This window comes from Kitasatospora sp. NPDC097605 (assembly GCF_040302725.1).
Classification (GTDB): domain Bacteria; phylum Actinomycetota; class Actinomycetes; order Streptomycetales; family Streptomycetaceae; genus Kitasatospora.
In genome coordinates this window covers 1-25512 of sequence record NZ_JBEOSF010000030.1, presented here as the reverse complement: position 1 = coordinate 25512, position 25512 = coordinate 1, and the positions used below count along the sequence as shown (strand labels likewise).

13 protein-coding genes and 1 pseudogene are annotated in these 25512 nt (G+C 75.5%); 7 read left to right on the top strand and 7 right to left on the bottom strand.

The annotated features are described in order from the left end of the window. Nucleotides 1-69 precede the first annotated feature (69 nt). The gene (locus ABTX81_RS27825; protein WP_350550838.1) at nt 70-672 is read left to right on the top strand and encodes an SRPBCC family protein; all 603 of its coding nucleotides are present in this window, start codon (nt 70-72) and stop codon (nt 670-672) included. A gap of 53 nt (nt 673-725) precedes the next feature. Here ABTX81_RS27825 and ABTX81_RS27820 read toward each other — a convergent pair whose 3' ends face one another. The 3 genes from ABTX81_RS27820 to ABTX81_RS27810 all read right to left on the bottom strand — a co-directional run bounded on the left by ABTX81_RS27820 (nt 726) and on the right by ABTX81_RS27810 (nt 12758). Further along, nucleotides 726-3887, bottom strand: a complete 3162-nt coding sequence (locus ABTX81_RS27820; protein WP_350550836.1) for a non-ribosomal peptide synthetase — start codon at nt 3885-3887, stop codon at nt 726-728. Next, nucleotides 3884-9484, bottom strand: a complete 5601-nt coding sequence (locus ABTX81_RS27815; RefSeq protein WP_350550834.1) for a non-ribosomal peptide synthetase/MFS transporter — start codon at nt 9482-9484, stop codon at nt 3884-3886. The genes ABTX81_RS27820 and ABTX81_RS27815 overlap by 4 nt, the downstream gene beginning before the upstream one ends. A gap of 139 nt (nt 9485-9623) precedes the next feature. Beyond that, nucleotides 9624-12758 carry a non-ribosomal peptide synthetase gene (locus tag ABTX81_RS27810; protein ID WP_350550831.1) on the bottom strand — a complete coding sequence of 1045 codons (3135 nt, stop codon included), beginning with the start codon at nt 12756-12758 and terminating at the stop codon, nt 9624-9626. A 553-nt stretch (nt 12759-13311) separates the two neighbouring features. On the opposite strand from ABTX81_RS27810, the gene ABTX81_RS27805 reads away from it, so the two are divergent. The 6 genes from ABTX81_RS27805 to ABTX81_RS27780 all read left to right on the top strand — a co-directional run bounded on the left by ABTX81_RS27805 (nt 13312) and on the right by ABTX81_RS27780 (nt 20949). Then, entirely contained in the window at nt 13312-16434 is a 3123-nt protein-coding gene (locus ABTX81_RS27805; RefSeq protein ID WP_350550829.1) for a phosphocholine-specific phospholipase C, read from the top strand. A gap of 186 nt (nt 16435-16620) precedes the next feature. Next, nucleotides 16621-16986 (top strand): hypothetical protein, encoded by a 366-nt coding sequence (locus tag ABTX81_RS27800; RefSeq protein ID WP_350550827.1) that lies wholly within the window; start codon nt 16621-16623, stop codon nt 16984-16986. A 253-nt stretch (nt 16987-17239) separates the two neighbouring features. After that, nucleotides 17240-17605: a hypothetical protein gene (locus ABTX81_RS27795; protein ID WP_350550824.1), complete on the top strand. Its 366-nt coding sequence runs from the start codon at nt 17240-17242 to the stop codon at nt 17603-17605. Between the two features lie 124 nt (nt 17606-17729). Then, nucleotides 17730-18137: a hypothetical protein gene (locus ABTX81_RS27790; protein WP_350550821.1), complete on the top strand. Its 408-nt coding sequence runs from the start codon at nt 17730-17732 to the stop codon at nt 18135-18137. A gap of 45 nt (nt 18138-18182) precedes the next feature. Further along, nucleotides 18183-20399, top strand: coding sequence for an MMPL family transporter (locus tag ABTX81_RS27785; RefSeq protein WP_350550817.1), 2217 nt, complete (start codon nt 18183-18185; stop codon nt 20397-20399). A gap of 64 nt (nt 20400-20463) precedes the next feature. Beyond that, nucleotides 20464-20949, top strand: a complete 486-nt coding sequence (locus ABTX81_RS27780; RefSeq protein ID WP_350550815.1) for a MarR family winged helix-turn-helix transcriptional regulator — start codon at nt 20464-20466, stop codon at nt 20947-20949. Here ABTX81_RS27780 and ABTX81_RS27775 read toward each other — a convergent pair. From ABTX81_RS27775 to ABTX81_RS27760, 4 genes and pseudogenes are all read right to left on the bottom strand, one after another. Then, nucleotides 20941-22488 carry an SDR family oxidoreductase gene (locus ABTX81_RS27775; protein WP_350550813.1) on the bottom strand — a complete coding sequence of 516 codons (1548 nt, stop codon included), beginning with the start codon at nt 22486-22488 and terminating at the stop codon, nt 20941-20943. The two genes, ABTX81_RS27780 and ABTX81_RS27775, sit on opposite strands and share 9 nt — an antisense overlap. A 423-nt stretch (nt 22489-22911) precedes the next feature. Further along, nucleotides 22912-24702 (bottom strand): CHAT domain-containing protein, encoded by a 1791-nt coding sequence (locus ABTX81_RS27770; RefSeq protein ID WP_350550810.1) that lies wholly within the window; start codon nt 24700-24702, stop codon nt 22912-22914. Next, the gene (locus ABTX81_RS27765) at nt 24702-25172 is read right to left on the bottom strand and encodes a hypothetical protein (RefSeq protein WP_350550807.1); all 471 of its coding nucleotides are present in this window, start codon (nt 25170-25172) and stop codon (nt 24702-24704) included. The genes ABTX81_RS27770 and ABTX81_RS27765 overlap by 1 nt, the downstream gene beginning before the upstream one ends. 62 nt (nt 25173-25234) lie before the next feature. After that, nucleotides 25235-25512: pseudogene (locus ABTX81_RS27760) on the bottom strand (hypothetical protein); the annotation flags it as partial.

Below are 25512 nucleotides of genomic sequence, written 5' to 3'. Positions count from 1 at the left end.
CTATTGACTATTGAGGCGATGGAGTTAGAGCATATAACGAACGTGATGAGCGCTAGGGAAGGGAATGCCATGTGGGGTATTCGAGTCGCCGTCGTTCCGCTGGTGGTCGGCATCCTCGGCGGGGCCGCCGCGCCCGCCGGGGCGGCGCCGGTCGCGCCGGTCGGGGGGCTGACCTGCCGGGGCGCGGGCGTCGACCCCGGGGCGCAGGTCCGGTACCGGACGGAGGCGGTGATCGACGCGCCGCTGGACGTGATCTGGAAGCTGCAGACGGAGGTGGACCGCTGGCCGTCCTGGCAGGGGCCGGTGACGAGCGCGGAGCGGCTGGACCACGGGCGTTTCCGCGCCGGGTCGGCGTTCCACTGGACGACGCCGGTGCCGCCCGGGACCGGGATCCCGGCGACCAGCCTGGACATCACCTCGACCGTCCGGCAGGTCCGGGACGGCTCCTGCATCCGCTGGACCGGCCCGGCCGTCGGCGAGGGGGCGCACATCGACGGGGTGCACGTCTGGAACTTCGCCAGGGTCAAGGGTGGGGTGAAGGTGAGCACCGAGGAGACCCACACCGGGCCGCAGGTCGACGCCGACGTGCCGAGGGCGACCGCGATCCTCGGGGCGGGCCTGGAGGGCTGGCTGACCGACCTGAAGGCCGCCGCCGAGGCGCGGGCGCGATGAGAGACGGGGGCAGGCGCGCAGCCTGCCCCCGTCACGGTCAGCCGGTCATCCGGTCAGTCGGAAAGGCGATCGGCGGCCTCGTCCTCACTCAGGGCCTCGATCTCCGCGATGAGCAGTTCCTCCACGCGCGCCGCGAGGGCGGCCGCCGTGGAGAGCTCGAAGGCGTCGCGGATCGGCACGTCCAGGCCCACACCCGCGCGGATCCGGGCGACCACCCGGGTGACCAGCAGCGAGTCCCCCCCGAGGTCGAAGAAGTCGTCGAGGACGCCGACCCGGTCGAGCCCGAGGACCTCCTGCCAGAGCTGGGTGACCAGCTGCTCGGCGTCGGTGCGCGGGGCCACGTACCGGCCGGTGGCGGCCGGGGCCGGTTCGGGGAGGGCGGCGGTGTCGAGCTTGCCGTTGAGGGTCAGCGGCAGGGTGTCGAGGAGGACGACCGTGTCGGGGACCAGGTAGGCGGGAAGCCGGACGGCCAGGTGCTCACGCAGCGCGGCGGGCGCGGGCGCGGGCTCGGCACCGGGCGCCGGGACGGCGTAGGCGACCAGGCGCCGGCCGCCGAGCACGACGGCGGCGGCGCGCAGGACGTCCGGGTGCCCGGTCAGGGCCGCCTCGATCTCGGCCGGTTCGATCCGGTAGCCGCGCAGCTTGATCTGCTCGTCGGTGCGCCCGAGGTAGTCGAGGGACCCGTCGGTGCGCCAGCGGGCGCGGTCGCCGGTGCGGTACATCCGCCCGCCCGCGAACGGGTCCTCGACGAACGCGGCGGCGGTCAGGTCGGGACGGCCCAGGTAGCCGCGGGCCAGGCCGGTGCCGCCGATGGACAGCTCGCCCTCCGAGCCGCGCGGCAGCAGGGCGCCGCGCTCGTCGAGCACGTACAGCCGTACGCCGGGCAGCGGGCGGCCGAGCGGTGGGCGGCGGCCGGCGTCCGGGGCGCGGAGGTCGGCGGCGGTGACGATGACGGTGGCCTCGGTCGGGCCGTAGGTGTTGACCAGCCGGACGGTGTCGCCGTGCCGCTCCCGCCAGCGGGCGACGGCGTCGGCGCGGGCCTCGGAGCCGCCGAGCACCACCAGCCGCAGGGCGGCCGGCCAGGGGGTGCGGTCGTCGTGCGAGACCAGCTCCTCCCAGTAGGCGGTCGGCAGGTCGAGCACGGTGACCGCCGGGCCGTGCGGGCCGCGCAGCAGCTCGGGCAGGGTCCGGCCGCCGCCGGGGAGCAGCACGACGCACGCGCCGGTGGCCAGGGCGGGCCACAGCTCCTCGGCGTGGGTGTCGAAGCCGATCGAGGCGAACTGGACGATCCGGTCCCCGGGCGTGAGGCGGTAGCCGTCGGGGCCGGCCATCCAGTCGACCCGGGCGGCCAGCGCGGCGTGGTCGACGGCGACGGCCTTGGGGGTGCCGGTGGAGCCGGAGGTGTAGAGGACGTAGGCGAGGTCCGCCCGCTCCCCGGACCCGGCCGGATCGCCGCCGGGCAGGACGCGCAGGCCCGCGCCGCCCTCGTCGGTCAGCAGCCGGACGGCGCCGGACTCGCGCACCATCAGCCGGCGCCGCTCCTCCGGGTGGGCCGGGTCGAGCGGCAGATAGCCGGCGCCGGCCTTCCAGATCGCCAGCAGGGCGGTGACCAGCTCGAAGGAGGGGGCCAGCCGGACGGCCACCAGCTGTCCGGCGACCGGGCCGAGCCGTTCGGCCAGTTCGCCGGCGCGGCGGTCGAGTTCGGCATAGGTCAGGACGCGGCCGTCGCACTCCAGGGCGGGGGCGTCCGGGGCGGCGGCGACCCGTTCGGCGAAGCGGGCGAGCACGGGGCGGGCGTCGGACGGGGCCACCGGGCCCGCGCCGAGGGCGAGCAGCTCGGCGCGCTCCTGCGCCCCGATCAGCCAGTCGCCGTGCAGCGGCACCGTGGCGTCCTCGACGGCGGCGGCCAGCAGCGACCGGCAACGGGTGCCGAGCGCGGCCACCGTCGCCGGGTCGAGGACCTCCCGGTCGAAGCAGAAGGAGAGCGTCAGACCGCCGTCCGGGGTGCGCCAGCTGTCCAGCAGCAGGTCGGTCTTGGCGCGCTCGAAGCCGGAGTCCATGGAGGCCGTGCGCACCCCGGCGGGCAGCGGGACGCCGCCGTCCTCGCCGGCCAGGTCGTACTGGCTCTGGTGGACGAACACCGCCTGGTAGAGCGGCGCCGCGCCGGCCTCGGCGGGCAGGTCCAGGTGGGCGGCGAGCCGTTCCAGCGGGACGTCCTGGTGGCTGAGCGCGCCCAGGGTGGCCGTGCGGACGCGGTGCAGCACGGCGCGGAAGTCGGGCTCGCCGGTGAGGTCGGCGCGCAGCACGCCGGTGCGGGCGAAATAGCCGACCAGCGCCTCCTGGGCCGCCTCGGTGCGGCCGGCGAGCGGGGTGCCGACCACGAAGTCGGTGCTGCCGGTCCAGCGGGCCAGCACGCACTGGTAGGCGGCCAGCAGCACCATGAACGGGGTGCAGCGCTCGCGCCGGGCGAGCGCGTCCAGGGCCGCCGTCAACTCCGGGTCCAGCGCGACCGCGGCGAAGCCCGCCGGGTGCTGCGGCTCGGCCGGGCGGGGGTGGTCCAGCGGCAGCCGCAGCCGGCCGGTGCCGGCCAGCTTCTCCGCCCAGTAGCGGAACGCCGCCTCGGCGCCGCCGGCCGCCGCGCGCTCCTGCTCGGCGCGCGCGACGTCGCCGTACCGCAGGGCGAGCGGCGCGAGGTCGGCCGCGGCCTCGCCGAGCGCCTCCCGGTACAGCGCGAGCAGTTCGCGCCAGAGGATCTTGAACGACCAGCCGTCCGAGACGATGTGGTGGACGACCAGCATCAGCGCGTGCTCGCCCGGGCCGGAGGAGACCAGGACGGCGCGCAGCGGCGGGCGTGCGGCGAGGTCGAAGGGCGTGTTGACGGTGGGCCGGCAGGCCTCGGTGAAGTCCTGTTCGCCCGCGCCGGGGGCGAGCGCGACCAGGTCGAGCGGGACGGGCGCGGGCGCCTCGACCAGCTGGACGGGCGCCTCGCCGTCCAGGGCGAAGCGGGTGCGCAGCGGCTCGTGCCGGGCTGTCACCCGGTCGAGCGCGGTGCGCAGCGCGGCGACGTCCAGCGGGCCGCTCCAGCGGCGGCTCAGGTACATGTTGAAGCCGGGGTCGGCGGGGTGGAGCTGCTGCAGGAACCAGAGCCGGCGCTGTTCCTCGGTGAGCGGGTGGACGGCCTCGGTGGTGCCGAGGGCCCGGTCGGTGGTGGTCATCGGACGGCGGCCTCGGTTCCGGTACGGCGCGCGGGTGCGGCGGAGGGATCGGCGGAGGGTGCGGCGGGGAGGGGGTCGGACGGGGCCGCGGCCTCGGCGCGGGCCGAGAGGGTGGCCAGGCCGACCAGGTCGTCGGGCTCGGCGTCGGGGACGTCGCGGTCGAAGTGGCGCAGCGCCGGGACCGCCAGGCAGACGGCCACCAGCAGCGCCATGGCGAGGCCGAACAGCAGGTAGAGCAGGCCGATGCCGCGGCCCTCGCCGGTGCCGATCAGCCGGCCGACGGTGTCGGCCAGCGCGCCGTTCTCGTCGACCCACGGCTGGACCAGGCGCGGCCCGAGCGGGGCGACGACGGCGAAACCGATCGGGAGGGTGGACCAGGCCACCATGGTGTTGACGGCGATCACCCGGCCGTGGAAGCGCAGCGGCACCTTGGTCTGCACGATCGTCGCGTAGACGCCGTTGACCAGACCCAGCGCGTACGCCATGCCGAACGCGCCGAGCGCCACCGGCCAGACGCTCGGGCGCAGGCCGGTCACCAGGCAGGCGGCGGCCAGGCCGAGGGTCGAGAACAGGACGCCGCGCAGCCGCAGCCGGCGCGGCCCGCCCCAGACCAGCAGGGTCAGGCCGCCGAGCACGGCGCCGAGCCCGGCCGCGACCGAGACCCAGCCGGCGGACGCGAGCGGGGCGAAGGAGAGCACCAGCGGGGTGGTGAGCAGGAACAGTGGGGACAGGAAGATGTTGAGCACCGCGAAGAACAGCAGCATGGCGCGGAAGTGCCGGCTGCCGAGCGCGCGCCGGAACCCGGCCCGGATCTCGGCGGTGACGCTCTCGCGGCGCCGCGCGGCCATCACGTCGGGGAAGCGCACGGCCAGGGTGACGCCGGTGGCGACCACGTAGCTGGCGACGTCCATCACGAGGATGCCGCCGAGGCCGAGCGCCGACAGCAGACCGACGGCGAACAGCGGGACCAGGAACTGGGCGAGGCCGAAGGCCATTTGCACGACGCCGTTGGCGCGGCCGAGGAAGCGCTTCGGGACGAGCTGGGGCACGGCCGAGTTCCAGGCCAGCCGTTGGAAGGTGAGCGCCGTCGACAGCAGCGCGATCAGCACGTACGCGTGCCAGACCTGGAGGGAGTCGGTGAGGTACAGCAGCAGCATCACCGCCTGGGTCAGGCCCGCCGCGACATCGCCGTACAGCATGATCCGGCGCCGGTCGCCGCGGTCCACCAGGGCGCCGGCGAGCGGCGCGGTGAGGATGCCGGGGACGAGGCCGCAGGCGGCCAGCAGGCCGAACTGGGCGAGCGAGCCGGTGGTGAGGTAGATCCACACCGGCAGGGCGAACTCGGTGAGCGCCGAGCCGATCATCGAGATCTGCTGGCCGGCGGCGACGCCGAGGAAGCGGCGCATGGTCGGGCGGACCGCGGTGGACGCGGCGGCGGGGGCCTGTGCGGCGTCGCGGGACAGCCCGGCCAGCCACCAGGTGGCGCCCTCGGTGCGCCGGTGCCGGTCCTCCTCGCCGTCGGCCACCGAGCGGTGCACGGTGGTGACGATCTCGGCGAGTTCGGCGGCCCGGTACTTGAGGTAGAAGTGGCCCGCCTCGTCGAGCACCACCACGCCGGTGGTGTCACTGAGCCGGTGCCATTCGCGGTACCGCTCCTCGTAGAACTCGGTGGCCGGGTCCCGGTCGCCGCAGACCGCGTAGACCGGGGCGTTGATCCGGCCGTCCTCGCTCTCGAACAGCCGGGTGAAGTACTGCTCGGCCTCCCGGGTGCCGGTGCGCCGGTTGGCCACCATCAGGCGCAGCTGCTCGGTGCCGACCTCGTCGGTCTCCAGGCCGGCCGCCGCCAGCGCGTTGATCATGCCCTGGTCGCTGCGCAGCCGGTCGGCGGTGCGGGCCCACCACTCGCCGACGGCGGCGCCGCGGCCGCGCGGGCGGGCGAACGGGAAGATGCCGCCGAGGTGGACGGCGTCGATCTCGCGGCCCGCCGCCTCCACCCGCCGGGCGATCTCCACGGCCAGCCGGACGCCGACGCCGCAGTGGCCGTACAGGACGATGCGGCCCTCGACGTTGTCCAGGATCTCCTGGGCGCAGCCGGCTGCGACCTCGTCGACGTCCATCGCCTCCTCGCCCAGCTCGTGGCCGGGGACGGCGAGCGAGTGCAGGGCCCAGTCGGCGGGCAGGGCGTCGGCGAGCGGCTTGTAGATGAGCGCGCTGCCGCCGCCGTACGGCGCGCAGACCAGGCTGGCGGTGGTCCTGCGGCCGGCCGGGGTGAGCAGGTGCAGCAGGCTGCGCGGACCGCGGTCGGCGTGCGGGTCGCTGACCAGGGCGGCCAGCCGGCGCACGGTGGGGTACTTGAAGAGGTCCATCACCCCGACGGGGGTGGGCAGTTCGGGGTAGGCGCGGCGCAGCTTGGCGACCACCTGGGTGGCCAGCAGGGAGTGCCCGCCGAGTTCGAAGAAGTCGTCCAGCGCGCCGACCCGGGGCACGCCCAGCAGCTCCGCCCACATGCCGGCGATGAACTCCTCGGCCTCGCCCTCGGGTTCGACGAACTCGCCGCTCGCGGCGGGCTCCTCGGGCTCGGGCAGGTTGCGCCGGTCGACCTTGCCGTGGGACAGCAGCGGCAGCCGCTCCAGCACCACGAAGCGGGCCGGGACCATGTAGTCGGGCAGCACCTCGGCGAGGGTGTCGCGCAGGTCGGCGGCCACCGGGGCGGGGCCGTCGCCCGGGTGCTCCAGATAGGCGACCAGCATCTGCCGCAGCCCCTCGCCGCGGGCCAGCACGACGGCCTGGGTGATGCCGGGCAGCGCGGTGAGGGCGGCCTCGACCTCGCCGGGCTCGACCCGGTAGCCGCGCACCTTGATCTGGTCGTCGGCCCGGCCCAGGTAGTCGAGCGTGCCGTCGGCGCGCCAGCGCGCCAGGTCGCCGGTGCGGTAGAGGCGGTCGCCGGGGGCGCCGAACGGGTCGTCGACGAAGCGCTCGGCGGTCAGGTCCGGGCGGCCCAGGTAGCCGCGGGCGAGCCGGTCGCCGCCCAGGTGGAGCTCGCCGGTGACGCCCGGCGGCAGCGGCTGCATCGCCTCGTCCAGGACGTGGCAGCGGGCGCCGGCCAGCGGGGTGCCGATCGGGGTGCTGCCGGGTCCGGCGGCCTCCGCGGTGACCTCGTGGACGGTCACGCCGACGGTGGCCTCGGTCGGGCCGTAGTGGTTGAAGACCGCGCACCGGCCGAGGGCGGCGAGTTCGGCGGCCCACGGCCAGGCCGAGGCCTCGCCGCCGAGTACCAGCGCCCGGCGCGGCAGCAGTCGCTCCATCGGGGCGTCGGCGCCCAGCGCGGCCAGGTGGGAGGGCGTCATCTTGAGGTAGTCGAGCTGCAACTCCTCGATGCGCGCGGCGAGTTCGGCACCGGCGATGCGGCGCGGCAGCAGGTGGACCCGGCCGCCGGTGCTCAGCGCGAGGTAGAGCATGGTGATGCTGAAGTCGAAGGAGAGCGACTGCAGCAGCCCGTAGCCGGCGCCCGGTTCGATCCGCAGCCGTTCCCGCACCCCGGCCAGGTAGTTGAGGATCTGCCGGTGCTGGACGGCGACGCCCTTGGGGGTGCCGGTGGAGCCGGAGGTGTAGATCACATAGGCCAGCCGGTCCGGTCCGGAGACCTCCTCCAGCGGTAGCGGGTCGCGCTCCGCCGGCTCGCCGTCCAGCAGCAGCGCGGCGCCCTCGTAGCCGGGGAAGCGCTCGCGCAGCGCCGTGTCGGTGAGCAGGACGCGCACCCCGGCGTCGGCGACCAGGTGGGCGAGCCGGGCGGGCGGCTGCTCCGGGTCCAGCGGCAGGTAGGCGCCGCCCGCCTTCAGCACGCCGACCAGTGCGACCGCCAGCTCGGGCGACTGCTCCAGGCAGACCGCGACCCGGTCGTCCGGCCCGACGCCGAGCGCCCGCAGCCGCCGGGCGAGGCCGTTGGCGCGCTCGTCCAGCTCCCGGTAGTCGACGGTGCGGCCCTCGGACTCCAGGGCCGGGCGGTCCGGGTGGGCGCGCGCGGTCGCGGCGAGCAGGGCGGTGAGCGTGCCCGGGCCGTCGGCCGGATCGGGCAGCGCGGGCCCCGCGGACCAGCGCTCCAGGACGTCCCGCCGCTCGCCGGGGGTGAGCAGCGGCAGCCGGGAGACCGGCCGCTCCGGGTCGGCCACCGCCGCCGTGACCAGCAGTTCGAAGCGCTCGACCAACCGCCGCACGGTGGCGGCGTCGAACAGGTCGGTGCGGTAGGTGAGCAGCCCGTACAGGCCGCCGTCGGACTTCTCGCGCAGGTAGAAGGCGAGGTCGGTGCGGGTGGTGGCGGCCTCGTGCCCGAAGCTCTCGGAGGCGGGCGCGCCGGGGGAGTCGGGGGAGGCGGCGGCGCTGCGGTCGCCGTAGTTCTGGAAGGCGAAGCTGACCTGGAAGACGGCGGAGCGGCTGACGTCGCGCTCGATGTCCAGGTCGGCCACCATCTGCTCGAACGGCACCTCCTGGTGGGTGTACGCGTCGAGCGTCGTGCCGCGCACCCGGCGGAGCAGTTCGGTGAAGGTGGGATCGCCCTCCAGCCGGGCCCGGATCGGCAGCATGTTGACGAACAGGCCGACCACGCCCTCCAGTTCGCGGTGGAGGCGGCCGGCGACGGCTGATCCGATCGCGAAGTCCCGCTGCCCGGCGTGCCGTCCGAGCAGGGTCTGCAGCGCGGCCATCAGCACCATGTACCCGGAGGCGTTCGAGGCGCGCGCCAGGGCGGCGACGCCCCGGCCGAGTTCGGGGCTCCAGTGGAACTCGGTGGCGGCCCCCTCGAAGGCGACCACCGGCGGCCGGGGCCGGTCGGTGGGCAGCTCCAGGGCCGGGACGTCGCGCAGTTCCTCGCGCCAGTGCGCGCGGGAGGCGGCCAGCGCCTCGCCCGCCAGCCGCTCGCGCTGCCAGCGCGCGTAGTCGCCGAACTGCACCGGCAGCTCCGGCAGCCGGTCGGGCGTGCCGTGCGCGTGCCGGGCGTACAGCGCGTCGAGTTCGCGGTGCAGCAGGTCGAGCGACCAGCCGTCGCTGACGATGTGGTGCATGACCAGGGCGAGCACGTGCTCGTCCGGGGCGGTGCGCACCAGCAGGGCGCGCAGCAGCGGGCCGGCGGCCAGGTCGAACGGCTCGGCCACCCGCTCGCCGAGCTCCCGGGCGGCGCGGGCGGCCGGGTCCGGGTCGTCGGAGGCGTCGACGAACTCGGCCGCGCACGGCCCGGGTTCGGCGATCACGACCTGGGCGGTGCCCTCGGGGGTGGCGGGGAAGGCCATCCGCAGCGCCTCGTGGCGGGCGAGCAGATCGGTGAGGGCGGCGTCGAGGGCGGTGCGGTCGAGCGGGCCGCGCAGCCGGCGGGCCGGGGCGAGGGTCCAGGCGGTGGAGCCGGGGGCGAACTGGTCCATGAACCAGAGCCGTTCCTGGCCGCTGGAGAGCGGTACCCCGGCGCCGGGGGGCCGGACGGGGACGGTGTTCGCGGGGGCGGGAGCGGTGGCGTCGGCCGGGACGGCCGCGGCGGCGCGCAGCCGCTGGGCGAGCAGGGCGCGCTTGGTCGCGGACAACCCGGCGGCGGGGTCCTGGAGGTCGGTCATCGAGTGTTCCATTTCGGCGCACGTCGGGGCGGTGGGCGTCGGGCCGTCGGGCGGGGTCGCCGCGCGGCCGGGCCGCCGCCGGGGAGAGGAGGCGCGGGGAGCGGTGCGGGCGGCGCGGAGGTGTCCGCGCCGCCCGAGGTCAGCGCAGGTCGCGGACGGCCGCGGCGATGCCGAGCGGGGTCGGGGTGGCGAAGAAGACGTCGAAGTCCAGCTCGACGCCGAGCAGGTCGCGGATCCTGGCGGTGATCTGAATGATCGTCAGGGAATGCCCGCCGAGCTCGAAGAGGTCCTCCTCGGGCCCGAGGTCGGGCAGCCGCAGCACCTCGGACCAGACTCCGAGCACGGCGGTGAGCACCTCGTCGTGCTCCGGCCCGCCGTCGGGCTCGGCGCCACTCGCCTCGACCGGCACCGGTGGGACGGGCAGCGCGCGCCGGTCCAGCTTGCCGTTGGGCGTCAGCGGCAGCCGGTCGAGCACCAGGAAGCGCTGCGGGACGGCGGCGCCGGGCAGCGACCGCTGGAGGAAGGCGCGCAGGTCGGCCGGGGCGGGCGCGGCGCTCCCGGCGGCCGGGACGAGGTACCCGGCGACGAACGGCTCCTCGCCGTCCTCCTCCCGGTGCACCGCGGCGGCGGCCTCGGCGACGTCCGGGTGGCCGAGCAGCGCGGACTCGATCTCGCCCAGCTCGATCCGGTGGCCGCGGATCTTGACCTGGTCGTCGAGCCGGCCGAGGAACTCCAGTTCGCCGTCCGCGGTCCAGGCGACCAGGTCGCCGGTGCGGTAGAGCCGGTCGCCGGGAGCGCCGAACGGATCGTCGACGAAGCGCTCGGCGGTCAGCTCGGGCCGTCCCAGGTACCCCTCGGCGAGCCCGTCGCCGCCCAGGTACAGCTCCCCGGGCACGCCGATCGGCAGCGGCCGGCGCCGCCGGTCCAGCACATGGGCACGGGTGTTGGCGATCGGCCGGCCGATCCGGACGGCCTCCGGCGGGTCCGCGATCTCGGCGCAGGTGGACCAGATGGTGGTCTCGGTCGGCCCGTAGACGTTGAGCAGCCGCTTGGTGCGGGCCCGCAGCTGCCGGGCCAGCGGCAGCGGCAGGGCCTCGCCGCCGACCAGGCCGGTCAGCCCGGAGGGCAGCGGGCCCGCGCCGAGCAGGACCCGCCAGCCCGAGGGGGTGGCCTGGACGTGGGTGACGCCCTCGCGCTCGACCAGGGCGCGCAGGCCCGGGCCGTCCACGGCCAGGCCGTCGGGGGCGAGCACCAGCCGGCCGCCGGTGGTCAGCGGCAGCAGCAGTTCGAGGGCGGAGATGTCGAAGGACAGCGAGGTGAGGCCGAGCCAGACGTCCCCGGGGCCGGAGCCCAGCTCCCCGGCGAAGGCCGCGAGCAGGTTGACCAGCGCCCGGTGGCCGATCTCCACGCCCTTGGGGCGGCCGGTGGAACCGGAGGTGTAGAGCACATAGGCGAGCCGGCCGGGGGCGGTCTCCGCCGGTGCGGGGGCGTCCCCGGCCTCGGCGAGGCGGAGCACCGCCGGCGCGGCGGCGGCCACCTCGGGCGCCGGCTCGCGGTCGGCCAGCAGCAGGGCGGCGCCGGAGTCGGCGAGCACGAAGGCCAGCCGCTCGGCCGGGTAGCCGGGGTCCAGCGGCAGATAGCCGGCGCCGACGGCGTGCACGGCGAGCAGCGCGGCCGGCAGCTCGGCGGTGCGGGCGAGGTGCAGGCCGACCAGGTCGTCGCGTCCGATGCCGGCCGCGGTGAGCGCGCCGGCCAGCCGCTCGGCGCGGCGCAGCAGTTCGCGGTAGGTCAGCCGCTGCTCGCCGGCCACCACGGCGACGGCGTCCGGCGCGGCGGCGGCCTGCTCCCGGACCAGGTCGAGCACGGTCCGCTCGCCCGGGTAGGGGCGGGCGGTGGCGTTCCAGGCGGTGGTGACCAGGTGCTGCTCGGCCGCGTCGAGCAGCGGCAGCTCGCCGAGCGCCGTGCCGGGCCCGGCCGCGGCGGCGGCGAGCAGGGTGGCGAAGTGGCCGGCGATCCGCCGGGCGGCGGGCGGGGCGAGGACGGCCGGGTCGTACTGGAGGGAGAACTCGATCGCCTCCGGGTCCGCCACGGCCTGGAGGTGCAGGGTGTTGCGGGCCGCGTGGTGGAAGACGGTCCAGTCGACCCGGGTGGTGCTGCCGGGGAAGACCGGCTCGGCGGTGGTGCGCCGGCGGTAGCCGAAGGAGACCGGGGCGAGTCCGGCACGGGGGGTGAGTCCGGGCACGGCGGTGCCGAACGGGACGGCGCGGTGCTCGGAGACCAGCCGGACCTCGGCGCGCACGGCCTGCGCGTACCGCGCGAACGGAGTGTCCTCGTCGACGCCGGCCGGGGCGTGCACGGGCAGCTCGTTGACGAACAGGCCGATGGCGTCGCGCTGCCCGGGGCGGCGGGTGGAGAAGGGGACGGCGACCGGGACGGCCTCGCCGCCGTAGCGGCGCAGCAGGCCGTGCAACGCGGAGAGCAGGAACTCGAAGACGGTGACCCCGCTCTGCCGGGCGGCGGCGTCGAGGGCGGCGCGGCCGGGGCCGTCGAGCCGCCAGGTGATTGCCTCGCCGGGGCCGGCGTCGGTGGTGGCCCGCGCGCCGCCGGGCAGCACCGGGTCGGTGGCGGCGGCCCAGCGCGGGCCGTGGAACGCGGCGGCCGCCTCGGTGCGGGAGGGGTCGACGGGTTCGGCGGTTTCCAGGACGGCGGTCTCGGCGGGCGCCTCACCCGCCCCACCCGCCCCACCCGCGAGCGCGGCGGCGTACCCGGCGGCCAGGTCGGCGGCGAGCACGTCCTTCGACGTGCCGTCGAACACCGCGTGGTGGGCGACCACCAGCAGCTCGGCGCCGCCGTCCGGCCGCTGGTGCAGGGTGAACCGGGAGAGCGGCCCGGCGGCCAGGTCGAAGGGGAGGGCGAGCTCCTCGGCGAGCCGCTTGGCGAGCGCCTCGCCGCTGTCGGCGGCGGTGTCGAGGAGGGTGAGCACGGGGGCCCGCCGGGCGGGGACCTGGTGGATGACGCCGTCCCGCTCCACCAGGGCCGCCCCGAGCGCGGGGTGCCGGGCGGCGGTCGCGGCGACGGCCCGGGCCAGGGCGTCGGTGTCGATCCGGTCGAAGACCAGGCGCAGCGCGAGGTGGAAGACCTCGGGGACGTGGGTGAGTCTGCCGGTCAGCCAGATCCCGTGCTGGGCGGGGGAGGCGGGCCCGGTGGCGTCCGTCGCTCTCGCGGGTTCCCCGGCGGCGGAGTCCGGGTCGGGCCGGTTGGGGGAGTCGGACATGCTGTGCTCGATTCGGGAGTCGGAGACGGAGCTGCGGGGCACCCGTCCGAGCGGTGGCCGTGGTGGCGAGGACGCGGCACGGCGCGGTCGGACGGCGCGGCTGCCGAAGGGTGGCCGGCCCGCCCCGCGGACCGGTCGGCAGGCGCCGAGGCACGGCCGGGCCCGACTCCCAGGATTCCCCCCTGATGCGTCGGACGATCCCGATCCTCTCCCCCGTTCGAAGATCATTGGCCTGGACCTGCCGTGAGATTTCCACAGACCACATGCCTCGTCAAGGGTTGTCCACGACCTGGCCGAAGGCTGCCGACGGTTCGTCAACTACCTTCCGTTCCCTGCCACCTGGGAAGTCTTGAGGGGCCTCCGTCAAGGGCGTGGCGGGCGGTCGGCGCGGCGGGTGCCGCGTGGGGGTAAGTTGTCTGTACAGCTCGGGGTTCACTGTCCGTCATCGGCGCGCCATCGAACCCCCCGTTCCCGTCCATCTGGGGCCCGTACACATAACGGGTCTGGACCAAAGCGTCCGACCACCCCCGCTGTGTACAAGGAGTCACCCCCGATGAGTCCGAAGCCCGAACTGTCGCGCCGCACCCTGCTCGGTGGCGCGGCGGCGGCCGCCGTGCTGTCCGCCCTCCCGCTCAGCGTCCGCGAGGCGCTCGCCGCACCGGCCCGCCCCGGACGGCTGGCGGACATCCAGCACGTCGTGGTGTTCATGCAGGAGAACCGCGCCTTCGACCACTACTTCGGCACCCTCGCCGGCGTCCGCGGCTTCGGCGACCGCACGGCGGTGCGCGGCGTCAACGGCCGCTCGGTCTTCCACCAGCCCGACCCGGGCCGCAAGGAGGGCTACCTGTTGCCCTTCCCGATGAACGCCGCCCACACCAACGCCTACCAGCAGGGCGCCCCGGCGTTCGGCTTCGTCGACTCGATGAAGGCCTGGAACGACGGCCTCGCCGACGGCTCGGTCACCCGCCGCTCCAGCGGCTGGCTCGGCCAGGGCTACTACGAGAGCGCCGACATGCCCTTCTACCACGCGCTCGCCTCGGTGTTCACCGCCTGTGACGCCTACTACGCGTCGGTGCAGTGCAACACCAACACCAACCGCGACCACCTCATGACGGGCACCAGCGGCGGCACCGTCCGGGACACCCCGGTCACCGACAACACTGAGATCCCCGGCGGCTACGAGTGGACCACCTACGCCGAGCGCCTGGAGCGGGCCGGCGTCAGCTGGAGGACCTACCAGGCGCTGGACAACTTCGACGACAACGCGCTCGCCTGGTTCGCCCCCTTCGTCAAGGCCAAGCCCGGTGAGCCGCTCCACGAGCGCGGCATGCGCGCCGTCGGCGACCCGGCGAAGAAGAACGACCCCTTCGCGATGGGCGACGCCCTGGTCGAGGCCTTCGCCGCCGACGTCCAGGCCGACACCCTCCCGCAGGTCTCCTGGATCGTCGCCCCCGCCGCGCTCTCCGAGCACGCCAACTACGCTCCGCCGAACGGCGAGCACCTCACCGCACGGCTGCTGGCCGCCCTCGCGGCCAAGCCCGAGGTGTGGCAGAAGACCGTCTTCATCCTCAACTACGACGAGCACGGCGGCTTCTTCGACCACCACCTGCCGCCCGTCCCGCCGCTGGCCACCGGGCGCGGCAAGTCCACCGTGCCGGTCGACGGCGAGGTGGTCGTGCGGGTGAGCAAGGGCGGCTCCACCTACCACCGCGTGGTGAGCCAGGACGGCAAGTACCGGGTCAAGGCCGCCGACGGCTCGCTCACCTGGTCCGACACCCTGCCGGCCGGCGAGAGCGTGGTCTCCGGCCCCTACCCGATGGGCCTGGGCGTGCGGGTGCCGATGATCGTCGTCTCGCCGTGGACCCGCGGCGGCGTCATCGACTCCACCGTCTACGACCACACCTCGGTGCTGCGCTTCCTGGAGCAGCGCTTCGGCGTCCAGGAGCCCAACATCAGCCCCTGGCGGCGCTCGGTCTGCGGCGACCTCACCAACGTCTTCGACTTCTCCGGCCGAGACCCGCGCTGGCCCGAGCTGCCGGACACCAGCGGCAACCGGCAGAAGGTGGTCGACACCGGCAAGCTGCCCGCGCCCACCGTGCCCAACCCGCAGGTCTTCCCGCAGCAGGAGCGCGGCACCCGCGCCGCCCGCCCGGCCCCCTACAACCTGATCGTCAAGCCGCGCCTCAAGGGCGACCAGCTGACCGTCGACTTCATCAACCAGGGCAAGCAGGGCGCCGTCCTCGCGGTCTACCCCGAGCCCGGCACCCCGCCACGGCACTACACCGTCGGCGCCAAGTCCCGCCTCTCCGACGTCTGGACGGTCGGCCCGAACGGCTACGACCTGCGGGTGCACGGCCCCAACGGCGCGCTCTGGCACCTGCGCGGCACCGTCGAGGCGCCCTACGAGATCTCGCTCTCCGAGGAGCACGACGGCAAGGTGCTGGAGGTGGACGTGATCAACCGCTCGCGCACCGCCCAGACCTTCCTGGTCGGCGACCTCGCCTACGGCGACGGCCTGCGCGAGGTCCGGGTCGCGGCCGGCGACGACAAGACCGTCAACGTCAAGGTCGGCCCGGAGGGCTGGTACGACGTCGCCGTCGGCGTCCGCGGCGACCTGGGCTTCCGCCGCCGGATCGCCGGCCGCTTCCCCTGGGACGGCGAGCACCTGCTCACCGACCCGGCGATGGGCCTGGCCGACCCGCTGGCCGTGGACGTCGCGCTGAAGGCCGCCTCGACCACCATCGACGAGGCGATCCTGCTGCCCGGCCGCCCGGCCCGGGTCACCGCCCGCTTCACCGCCGGCACCGCGCTGACCGCGCTGGAGGCGCAGCCGGTCGTCCCGGCCGGCTGGACGGTCACCGCCGTCACCGCGCCGCCCGCCGCGCTCGCCGCCGGCGCCACCGCCACCGCCGAGTGGGACGTCACCCCGCCCGCCCAGCTGCCCGACGGCGCCACCCACCGCGTCCTGGTCACCGCCCGGGCGCTGGCCGGCGACCGCTTCGCCGTCGCCGACGGCGAACTCGCCGCCCGCACCGCCCCGGTGATGGCCGGACACCTGCTCGGCGAGGACTTCGAGTCGCTGGCCGGCGCGCTCCAGCCGGTCGGCGGGGTGCTCGGCTGGACGGCGCAGGCGCCGCAGGGCTGGTCGGTGGTCAACGCCCCGGGCATGCCGCAGGGCACCACCCGCCTGCAGGGGTGGACCTTCCACACCAAGCGCGAGTGGTCGAGCCCGGCCGGCCAGGACCGCGGCAACTTCACCCGGGGCCTGGGCGTCGTGGCCGTCGCCGACCCGGACGACTGGGACGACACCGGCTCGCCGTCCAAGAAGGGCGTCTTCGACTCGACCCTGGTCTCGCCCGCCGTGCCCGTCCCGGCCGGCGCCACCACCCTCTACCTGGGCTTCGACTCGCACTACCGGCAGGAGGCCCCGCAGAAGGCCGCGGTCACCGCGGTCTTCGACAACGGCACCGAGACCCGGCTGGTCTTCTACAGCTCCGACACCACCGGCAACGACAACGCCGGCAAGGACGTCCAGAACGCCTTCGTCGCCAAGCAGTTCGCCGTCCCGGCGGGCGCCCGCAGCGTGACGCTCAAGTTCCGGATGTACGACGCCGGGAACAACTGGTTCTGGGCCGTCGACCACATCCGCCTGGACGTCAAGCCGATCACCGGCTGACGCCCCGCCGCACCGCCCGGCCCGCCCGTGCCCCCGGATCCCGGGGCGCGGGCGGGCCTTCGGTTGCCGCCAACGCGACGCGTGCCCCGGCGGCCGGACCGGAAAGTCACTGTCCGTGCCGAGGGGTGCGCCGGTAGGAATGGGTGGCCGGCGCGGAACGCCCGCGCCGTGGAGAGGAGCCGCTCCGTGTCCCGTCTTCGTGCCGCCGCCCTGGCCGTCGGCTGCGCCGCCGCCGCGCTGACCCTGACCGCCACCACCGCGCACGCCGCCCCTGGCGACACCCAGACCGTGTGCGGCAGCCAGCTCACGCCCTCCGGCTGGGTCGACATCCAGTGGTGGAACGACTTCAGCTGCGGGTCGACCTTCAGCCCCAACACGAAGAAGATCGAGCAGGTCGCCGGCCTGCCGGTCGGCACCACGCTCAACGTCTGCGCTTCGGCGCTGCCGCCGGCCGGCTGGGTGCAACTGTCCGAGTTCTACAGCAGCAGCTGCCGGTACTCGGTCAGCCCGAGCTTCAACAACAACTCCTGGCAGATCAAGCGCGTCTCCTGACACCCCCCGGGCAGCGTGCCGACGGCCCACCGGTTCCACCACGGATGGGCCGTCGGCGTGTCCAGGCCTGGCCGGGGGTGCCGACGGGAGCGTGCATATGCCGGAAACAAGTGCGCCGGCGCACTGTCAAGACACGCGAACACGACGCGCGCACCGGTGCACCGGACCGGAAAGCCACTGTCCGTGTCATGTTCCCGCCGGTAGGAATGGGTGGCCGGCGCGGACCGCCCGCGTCGTGGAGAGGAGCCGCTCCGTGTCCCGTCTTCGTGCCGCCGCCCTGGCCGTCGGCTGCGCCGCCGCCGCGCTGACCCTGACCGCCACCACCGCGCACGCCGCCCCCGGCGACACCCAGAACGTCTGCAGCAGCCAGCTCACCCCCACCGGCTGGGTCGACGTGCAGTGGTGGAACGACATCAGCTGCTCGTCGACCTTCAGCCCGAACAAGAAGCAGATCAAGGACATCGCCGGCCTGCCGATCGGCACCACGCTCACCGTCTGCTCGTCGACCTACCAGCCGGCCGGTTGGGTGCAGCTCTCCTCCTTCTACAACAGCAGCTGCCGCTACTCGGCCGTGCCGAGCCTCAACAACAACGCGTGGCAGATCAAGCGCGTCTCCTGACGCCCCCGCGGGCACCGTGCCGACGGCCCACCGGCCCACCACCGGTGGGCCGTCGGCATGTCCCGCGCCGGGTGTCGGCAGACTGGTCGCACCCTGTCCGCCCCGCGCCCGGGAGACCACCGCCATGCACCAGCGCCTGCTGCGCCTCACCGGCGCCGCCACCGCCGTCTACGGACTCGCCGTCGCCCGCCGGCCCGCCCTGCTCGCCCGCCCCTCCGGCCTCACCGCGCCGGACGGCTCGGTGCCCGCCGAGGTCGCCGCCTGCCTGCGCCCGCTCGCCCTGCGCGACGCCGCCTGCGGCCTCGCCATGGCACTCGCCCCGAACGACGCCGCGCTGCGCACCGCCACCGCCGTCCGGATCGCCTCCGACCTCGGCGACGCCGCCCTGCTCGCCACCGCCCTCCCGGCCCGGCGGCACCGGGTGATGGCGGTCGCCGTCTCGGTCGGCTGGGGCGCTCTCTCGGTCGCCGGCCTCCTGGCGCGGCCGCGCGACCTCTCCACCGTCAAGTCTCTTGATGATCGAGAGATATGATCCGGGCTGTCCGCCACCCCGCCCCAGCCCGGAGGGCGCCCCGCCATGCCCGCTGACCGTCCCGCCCCCGCCACCGCCCCGGCCGCACCCCCCGCCCGGCCGCGCCGCGCCCGGCTGCTCGTCCCGCTCGCCCTGCTGGTCGTCTGGCTCGGCCTGGGCGGCGCCTTCGGCTCCTACGCGGGCCGGCTCGGCGAGGTCGCCACCAACGACCGGGCCGCCTTCCTGCCCCGCAGCGCCGAGTCCACCGAGGCCGCCCGGCTCGGCGCGGACTTCCGGGCCGGGGACGCCCTGCCGGTCATCGTCGTCTGGGAGAGCACCACCGGCCCGCTCGACGACACCCGGCGCGCCGCCGCCGAACAGGCCCTGCACGAGGCCGCCGCGCTGCCCGGTGCCACCGGCCGCGTCTCGCCCGCCCTGCCCGCCGCCGACGGCCGCGCCGTCCAGGGCGTCGTCCAGCTGCGCGCCGACCTCGGCCGGGAGACCGGCGACACCGTGCGCGCCGTCCGCGCCCTCGCCGAACGCGTGCCCGGCACCACCGTCGGGGTGACCGGACCCGCCGCCCTCCTCGCCGACCTCGGCGGCGCCTTCGCCGGCATCGACGGCCTGCTGCTCGGCGTGGCGCTCGGCGTCGTGCTGCTGATCCTGCTCGCCGTCTACCGCGCCGTACTGCTGCCCCTGCTGGTCATCCTCGGCGCGGTCTTCGCCCTCGGCATCGCCTGCGCCCTGGTCTACCTGCTCGCCGACCACGGCCTGGTCACCGTCGACGGCCAGGTCCAGGGCCTGCTGTCGATCCTGGTCATCGGCGCCGCCACCGACTACGGCCTGCTGCTCTCCGCCCGCTTCCGCGAGGAACTGCACCTGCACGGGGACCGGTTCGCCGCGATGCGCACCGCCTGGCGGCAGTCCGTCGAGCCGATCACCGCCTCCGGGGCCACCGTGGCGCTCGGCCTGCTGGTGCTGCTGCTCTCCGACCTCACCAACAACCGGGCGCTCGGCCCGGTCGGCGCCATCGGCATCGGCTGCGCCGTGCTCTCCGCGCTCACCTTCCTGCCCGCCGCCCTGCTGCTGGCCGGCCGCGCCGCCTACTGGCCGGCCCGGCCCGCCGCCGACGGCCGGGCCCCGGTGCACGCCGTCTGGGCCCGGGTCGCGGCGCTGGTCGCCCGCCGCCCGCGCGCCCTGTGGGCGGCGAGCCTGGCCGTGCTGGCGGCGCTGGCCGCCCTCGCCCCCGCCCTGGACGCCGGCGGCGTGCCGCAGAGCGAGCTGTTCGTCAAGGCCCAGCCCTCGGTGGCCGGCCAGCGGCTGCTCTCCGCGCACTTCCCCGGCGGCAGCGGCAACCCCGCGGTGGTGATCGCCGCCGCCGACCGCGCCGAGGCCGTCACCGCGGCGGCCGCCGCAGTCCCCGGCGTGGCCGGCGTGCGCGCCACCACCGCCGGGGCGCCGGGCGGCGCGCCGCTGGTCGTCGACGGCCGGGTCCGGCTGGAGGCCACGCTCACCGACCCGGCCGACAGCGACGAGGCGATCGCCACCGTCCACCGGCTGCGGCGGGCCGTGCACGCCGTCCCGGGCGCGGACGCGCTGGTCGGCGGCTACACCGCGCAGCAGGAGGACACCCGCACCACTGCCGCGCGCGACCGCACCCTCATCACACCGGTGGTGCTGCTGTGCGTGCTCGCCGTCCTCGTCCTGCTGCTGCGCTCGCTGGTCGCGCCGCTGCTGCTGGCCGCCACCGTCGCGCTCTCCTACCTGGCGACGCTCGGCGTGAGCGCGGTGGTCTTCCCGCACGTGTTCGGGTTCTCCGCCGTGGACCCCTCGGTGCCGCTGTACGGCTATGTGTTCCTGGTCGCGCTCGGGGTTGACTACAACATCTTCCTGATGACCCGGGTCCGCGAGGAGGCGCTGCGCTCCGGCACCCGGGAGGGGGTGCTGCGCGGGCTCACCGCCACCGGCGGGGTGATCACCTCGGCGGGCGTGGTGCTGGCCGCGACCTTCGCCGCGCTCGGCGTGATCCCGCTGGCCTTCCTCGCCCAGATCGCCTTCATCGTGGCCTTCGGCGTGCTGCTGGACACCCTGCTGGTGCGCTCGCTGCTGGTGCCCGCCCTGGTCCGGGACCTCGGCGACCGGGTCTGGTGGCCGGCCCGCACCGGCCGCGCGGCGACCCCGACCCCGGCCCCGGCCCCGGCTCCGGGCTCGGTTCCGGGCTCGGCTCCGGGCTCGGCTCCGGGCTCGGCTCCGGAGGGTGAACGCGTCGGCCCGGGCGTGTGAGCGCCGGCGGCACCGTTAGGCTGAACGGATTAGCCCGACGTCGTACGCAACCGGAGAACACGCCTTGGCGCAGCAGGGGGAACAGCAGGGGCCACCCGGCACGCCCGAACTCGGCCGGCTGCTCCAGGACCTCGCCTCCGAGATGAACCTGCTCGGCCACGGCTTCGCCGCCGCCGGCGGCCTGCACACCACCGACGTCCAGGCCCTGCTCGCGATCATGCGCGCCGGGGACGCCACCACCGCGTCCCCGGGCATCACCCCCGGTCGCCTCGGCGAGGAGCTCAACCTCTCCTCGGGCGCCGTCACCGCCGTCCTGGACCGCCTGGAGCGGGCCGGCCACATCCGCCGCACCCGGGACGCGGCCGACCGCCGGCTGGTCCTGGTGCACTACCTCCCCGGCGCCGGCCGGATGGCCGCCGAGTGGTTCGCCCCGGTCGCCCGCCGCACCGAGACGGTCCGCGCCGAGTTCACCCCCGCCGAACTCGCCGCCGTGGCCCGCTTCCTCACCCGGATGACCGGCGAACTGGAGGACCTCCGCCACTCACGCTGACCCGCCCGGCGGACCGTCCCGGGGTTCGCGGGCGGCCTGCTCGGTGATCCGCCGTGCCATCCCGCCGAAGACCGCGGCGTGGAACGGCGCCACCGCCCACCAGTACGCGTGCCCGGCCAGCCCGCGCGGGTGGAACAGCGCCCGCTGCCGGTAGCGGCTCCCGCCCGCGCCGTCCGGCCGGACCGTGAGCTCCAGCCAGGCCGGCCCGGGCAGCCGCATCTCCGCGCGCAGCCGCAGCAGCCGCCCCGGCTCGATCTCCTCCACCCGCCAGAAGTCGAGCGACTCCCCGACCCGCAGCCGCGCCGGGTCCCGCCGCCCCCGGCGCAGCCCCACACCGCCGGCCAGCCGGTCGATCCAGCCGCGCACGGCCCAGCCGAGCGGGAAGGAGTACCAGCCGTTCTCCCCGCCGATCCCCTCCACGACCCGCCACAGCGCCGCCGGATCGGCGTCCACCCGCAGCTCCCGGACGTCCTGGTAGAGGCTTCCGCCGGCCCAGTCCGGGTCGGTCGGCAGCGGGTCGCTCGGGGCGCCGGGCAGCGAGGCGGAGGACCACCGGGTGGCGACGTCCGCGTCCCGGATCCTGCGCAGCGCGAGCCCGACCGCCGCGTCGAAGCCGATGGCGCCGCCCGGGGGAGGCGGCAGGTAGCGGTCCAGGTCGTGCTCGGCGCGGACCACCTCGTGGCGCAGCGACTCCACCAGCGGCCGGGCGATCGACCCCGGCACCGGCGTCACCAGGCCGACCCAGAGGCTGGAGAGCCGGGGGGTGAGGACGGGGACGGCGAGGATCAGCCGCCGCGGCAGCCCGGCCACCGCCGCGTAGCGCTCCATCATGTGCCGGTACGTCAGCACCTCCGGTCCGCCGATGTCGAAGGCGCGGTTCACCTCGGGCGGCAGGCCGGCGGCCCCGACCAGCAGCCGCAGCACGTCCCGGACGGCGATCGGCTGGATCCGGGTCTCCACCCAGCGCGGGGTCACCATCACCGGCAGGCGCTCGGTGAGGTACCGGAGCATCTCGAAGGAGGCCGACCCCGAGCCGATGATCACCGCGGCCCGCAGTTCGGCGGTCGGCACGCCGCTCTCGCGCAGCACCCGTCCGACCTCGACCCGGGAGCGCAGGTGCGGGGAGAGCCGCCCGGCCGGAACCCCGGCGGGGGCGAGCCCGCCCAGGTACACGATCCGCCGCACCCCGGCCCGGGCGGCCGCCCGTCCGAAGGCCGCCGCGGCGGCCCGGTCGGTGGCCTCGAACCCGGGGCCGGTGCCGAGGGCGTGCACCAGGTAGTAGGCGACGTCGATCCCGTCGAAGGCCCCGTCCAGGCTCTCCGGCCGGGTGACGTCCCCGGCGACGGCCTCGACCCGCCCGCGCCAGGGCTGGTCCCGCAGCCGGTCCGGATCGCGCACCAGGCACCGGACGGCGTGCCCGGTCTCCAGCAGCTCCGGCACCAGCCGGCCGCCGATGTACCCGGTGGCCCCGGTGACCAGACAGCGCGGCGGACGGGCGGACGGGGGACGGGCGGACGGGGGGTGGGCGGCATCGGTCACGGCGGCTCCCGGAAGGCGGTCGGCCATCGCCACGATGGTCTCCGCAACGGCCCGCACCCGCACCCGCAGCGGCGCGACCTGCCGTGCGGATGGCGACGAGGAGGGGCGGCCGTCCGGTCATCGGGGACGACACGACGGCGTGACCCGTGACGCCGCCGAGGTCGCCGCCCTTCAGGAGGAGGACGGCACGAGCCGCGTCCACAGCACCCACCCCCAGCCGCCGGGGTGCGACGAACCGGCCCCGTCGCGCTACGCGCTGAAGGCCGGCGACATCGCCGTCACGGTGACGCGTGCCGCCGCTTCGACCGCGCCCCCGAGGAATCGGTCCGCGTCCGGATCCGCCTCCTGCGGGAGCCGGTGACCGGCCGAGCCCCGCCCGGGCGGGTGTGCCGGGTGCCGCTGGGCGGCCGGTGGCGTCGAGGCTCAGGCCCCGAAGTGGGTGAACGCTCCCCACAGCGTTGGACGCGCTCCGTCGGCGGCTGCCCGGGCCACGGCCCGGCCGAACGCCACGGACGGGGAGAGCCCTTCGACGAGGCCCTCGTGGAAGCCGCCCATCAGCGCGACGGCCTCCTCGGAGTCGGGGACGGCCCACAGCGCCGCAACGACCGAGCTCGCCCCCATGGCGAGCAGCGCGGCGGGAAAGCCGAGCTGCTCGCCGGGCATCCGCGGGCCGATGCCGCCCAGGTGGCAGGCCGAGAGCACCACGGTCGACCCGCGTCGCAGATCGTGGCCCAGGAGTTCGGACAGCGGAACGGGTGCACCCAGCAGGACGGCGGAGTCGAGGGGGCGGATCGGTTCGAGGACACCGTGGCCGCTCAGGTGGATGACGTTGGCCGAGGCCATGAGGCCGGCCAGTTCCAGTGGTCGGGCTCCGCCCTCCAGCGGTGCCGACGGGCTCGCGGAACCGCTGGTGGTGGGCAATCGTCCCTCGCCGGTGGCGCCCGCGTCCCGGCGGACGAGCAGCGGTTCCACCCCGTACGCCGCGGCCACCCGGCGGGCCTCCGGCACGGTGAACGGGATCGAGCCGAACCCCCTGCCGCCGTCGAACCAGGGGTCGGCCACCACCAAGGGCTCCAGCCCGGACGGGCGGGGCCAAGCGCTCGCGAACATCAGGGCGTTGCCGGACGGTGTGACGGTGAGGTCCATCAGCCCGCAGGCCGGAACACCGCTGTCGTCCACCGGCGCGGTGTAGAGCGGCAGTCGTGAGCTCTCGCCGAGCGGGGCCAGGGCCACCTCGGCCCCCATGAGGTCCGGCCAGGCACCGAGCAGCGGCTTCCACACGGTCTCGCCCACCATGGCGTGCACGCTTCGGACCGCCCGGTCGCGCACCCCTCGGGCGGGTACGGCCAGCGCCGCCCCCAGCGTGTCCAGCCGGTCCCGGACCGCGGTGGCCCGCAGATCCGGCAGGGCGACACTCTCGCACAGGTCGCGGCCCGTCCCCGGTGCGTTCAACCGGATCGCCGCGCCGGCCACCGCTCCCGGCGCCAGGTAGACGACGGAGCGCCCCGTCCGCACCGCCGCCAGCACGGCGGACGCCGTGCTGGAGCCGGCGATGAGGTGTCCCTTCGAGAGCCTGTCGAGGGCCGTGTCCACGTCGTCTGCCACCAGGCCGTCGACCGCGGCCCGCAAGGTCTCGACGCTGTCGATGCGGGGGTCCTTCGGAGTGCTCAGCGCCTGTCGGCGGATCTCGCGATTGTGACGCCGGAACTCGCGCAGCCGCTCGGCGGCGTCCGGTTCCCCGAGGAGGCCGGCCAGCTCGCGGGCGGCGGTGCGGGTTCCCATCCGCAGGCCGGTGAGGGCTTCCGCGACGATGTAGCCCGCGACGGGCACACCGGCCCGGTGGGCGACGTCCAGGACCATCTCCGCCATCATCTGCATGTCGGCGTAGAGCTCGTCGGGGAACGTCGCACCCCGCTTGCCGAACTCCGACTCCAGGGTACGGACCGCCACGCTGTACCAGAGGCCGCTGGTGGCCGCTGTGAACCAGCGGCCCAGCTCGGCATGCATGCCGAAGGAGACCCGTGCGGTGTCGAGGACCATCGGGGCGTACCACGCCTTGCCGCGCCCCAACTTGTCGGTGCAGCGGCGCATGAGCCTCCAGGCATCGTCCACGGCCGCCGCCGCTCCCTCGCGATGGCGCCGCAGCTGCAGCGCCCGGAGGTCCTCGGCGACCTTCTCGTACTCCGCCGCACGACGGGAGGCGAGGAAGCCCATCAATCGGCCGTGGGCGACCCGGCGTCCCGGGCCGGCGCCGGAGGGGCCGCGTCGATGGCGGCCACCAGGCCGTCGACGAGGGCGGCCGAGTCCAGGACCGGTGCGCCGTCCGGGCCGGGCGTCGATCGGATCTCGATGCGGACCCCGTCCCCCGGGCCCGTCGTCGTGAGCGTGAGAACGAGCGACGCCGTGTCGGCCACCGGGGCTTCGGCATCGGTCCCGGAGGACGGCCGACGGCGGAACCAGGACGCGGTACGACGGCCGAAGTCGGCTATCTGTTCCCGGGCGAGGTAGATGCCCACCAGGCCGGCCGACACGTCGAGTCCGTCACGGCCGACGGACAGCACAACCCGGGCCACGGACTCCCACTGTTCCGCGGAGCGGGTGTTCGCCTCGACCTCGTCGAAGTCCGCGGCCTTCAGCAACTCGCCCAGCTCCGAAGGGACATGCACAAACATGAAGTCGTCCATGACCCGAGGCTAGTGGTCCAGCCCCACCGGTGACAGGCTTTCAGTCGCTCATGCCCTTTCCCTTACCGGTGGGTGTTCCTGACGGTGGGCTGGGTCCTCTGGTTGTAGATCTCCTTGCCGTCCGCGTTGTAGGCGTGGACGTAGGGGACTGGAGGGTTGGGGCCGGTGGAGATGGCCGCCGTGTGGACGAACGCGCCGCCCGCCATGACGGCCGGGTACTGCGTCGGGTCGTCGCCGTAGCTGATGGTGACCTTGGCGACCTCGGGCGTGTAGTGACCCGCTCCCAGCGAGAGGTACTGCCCGGCACCGGCCGGCGTGCTGAAGCTGTCGAAGAACTCGA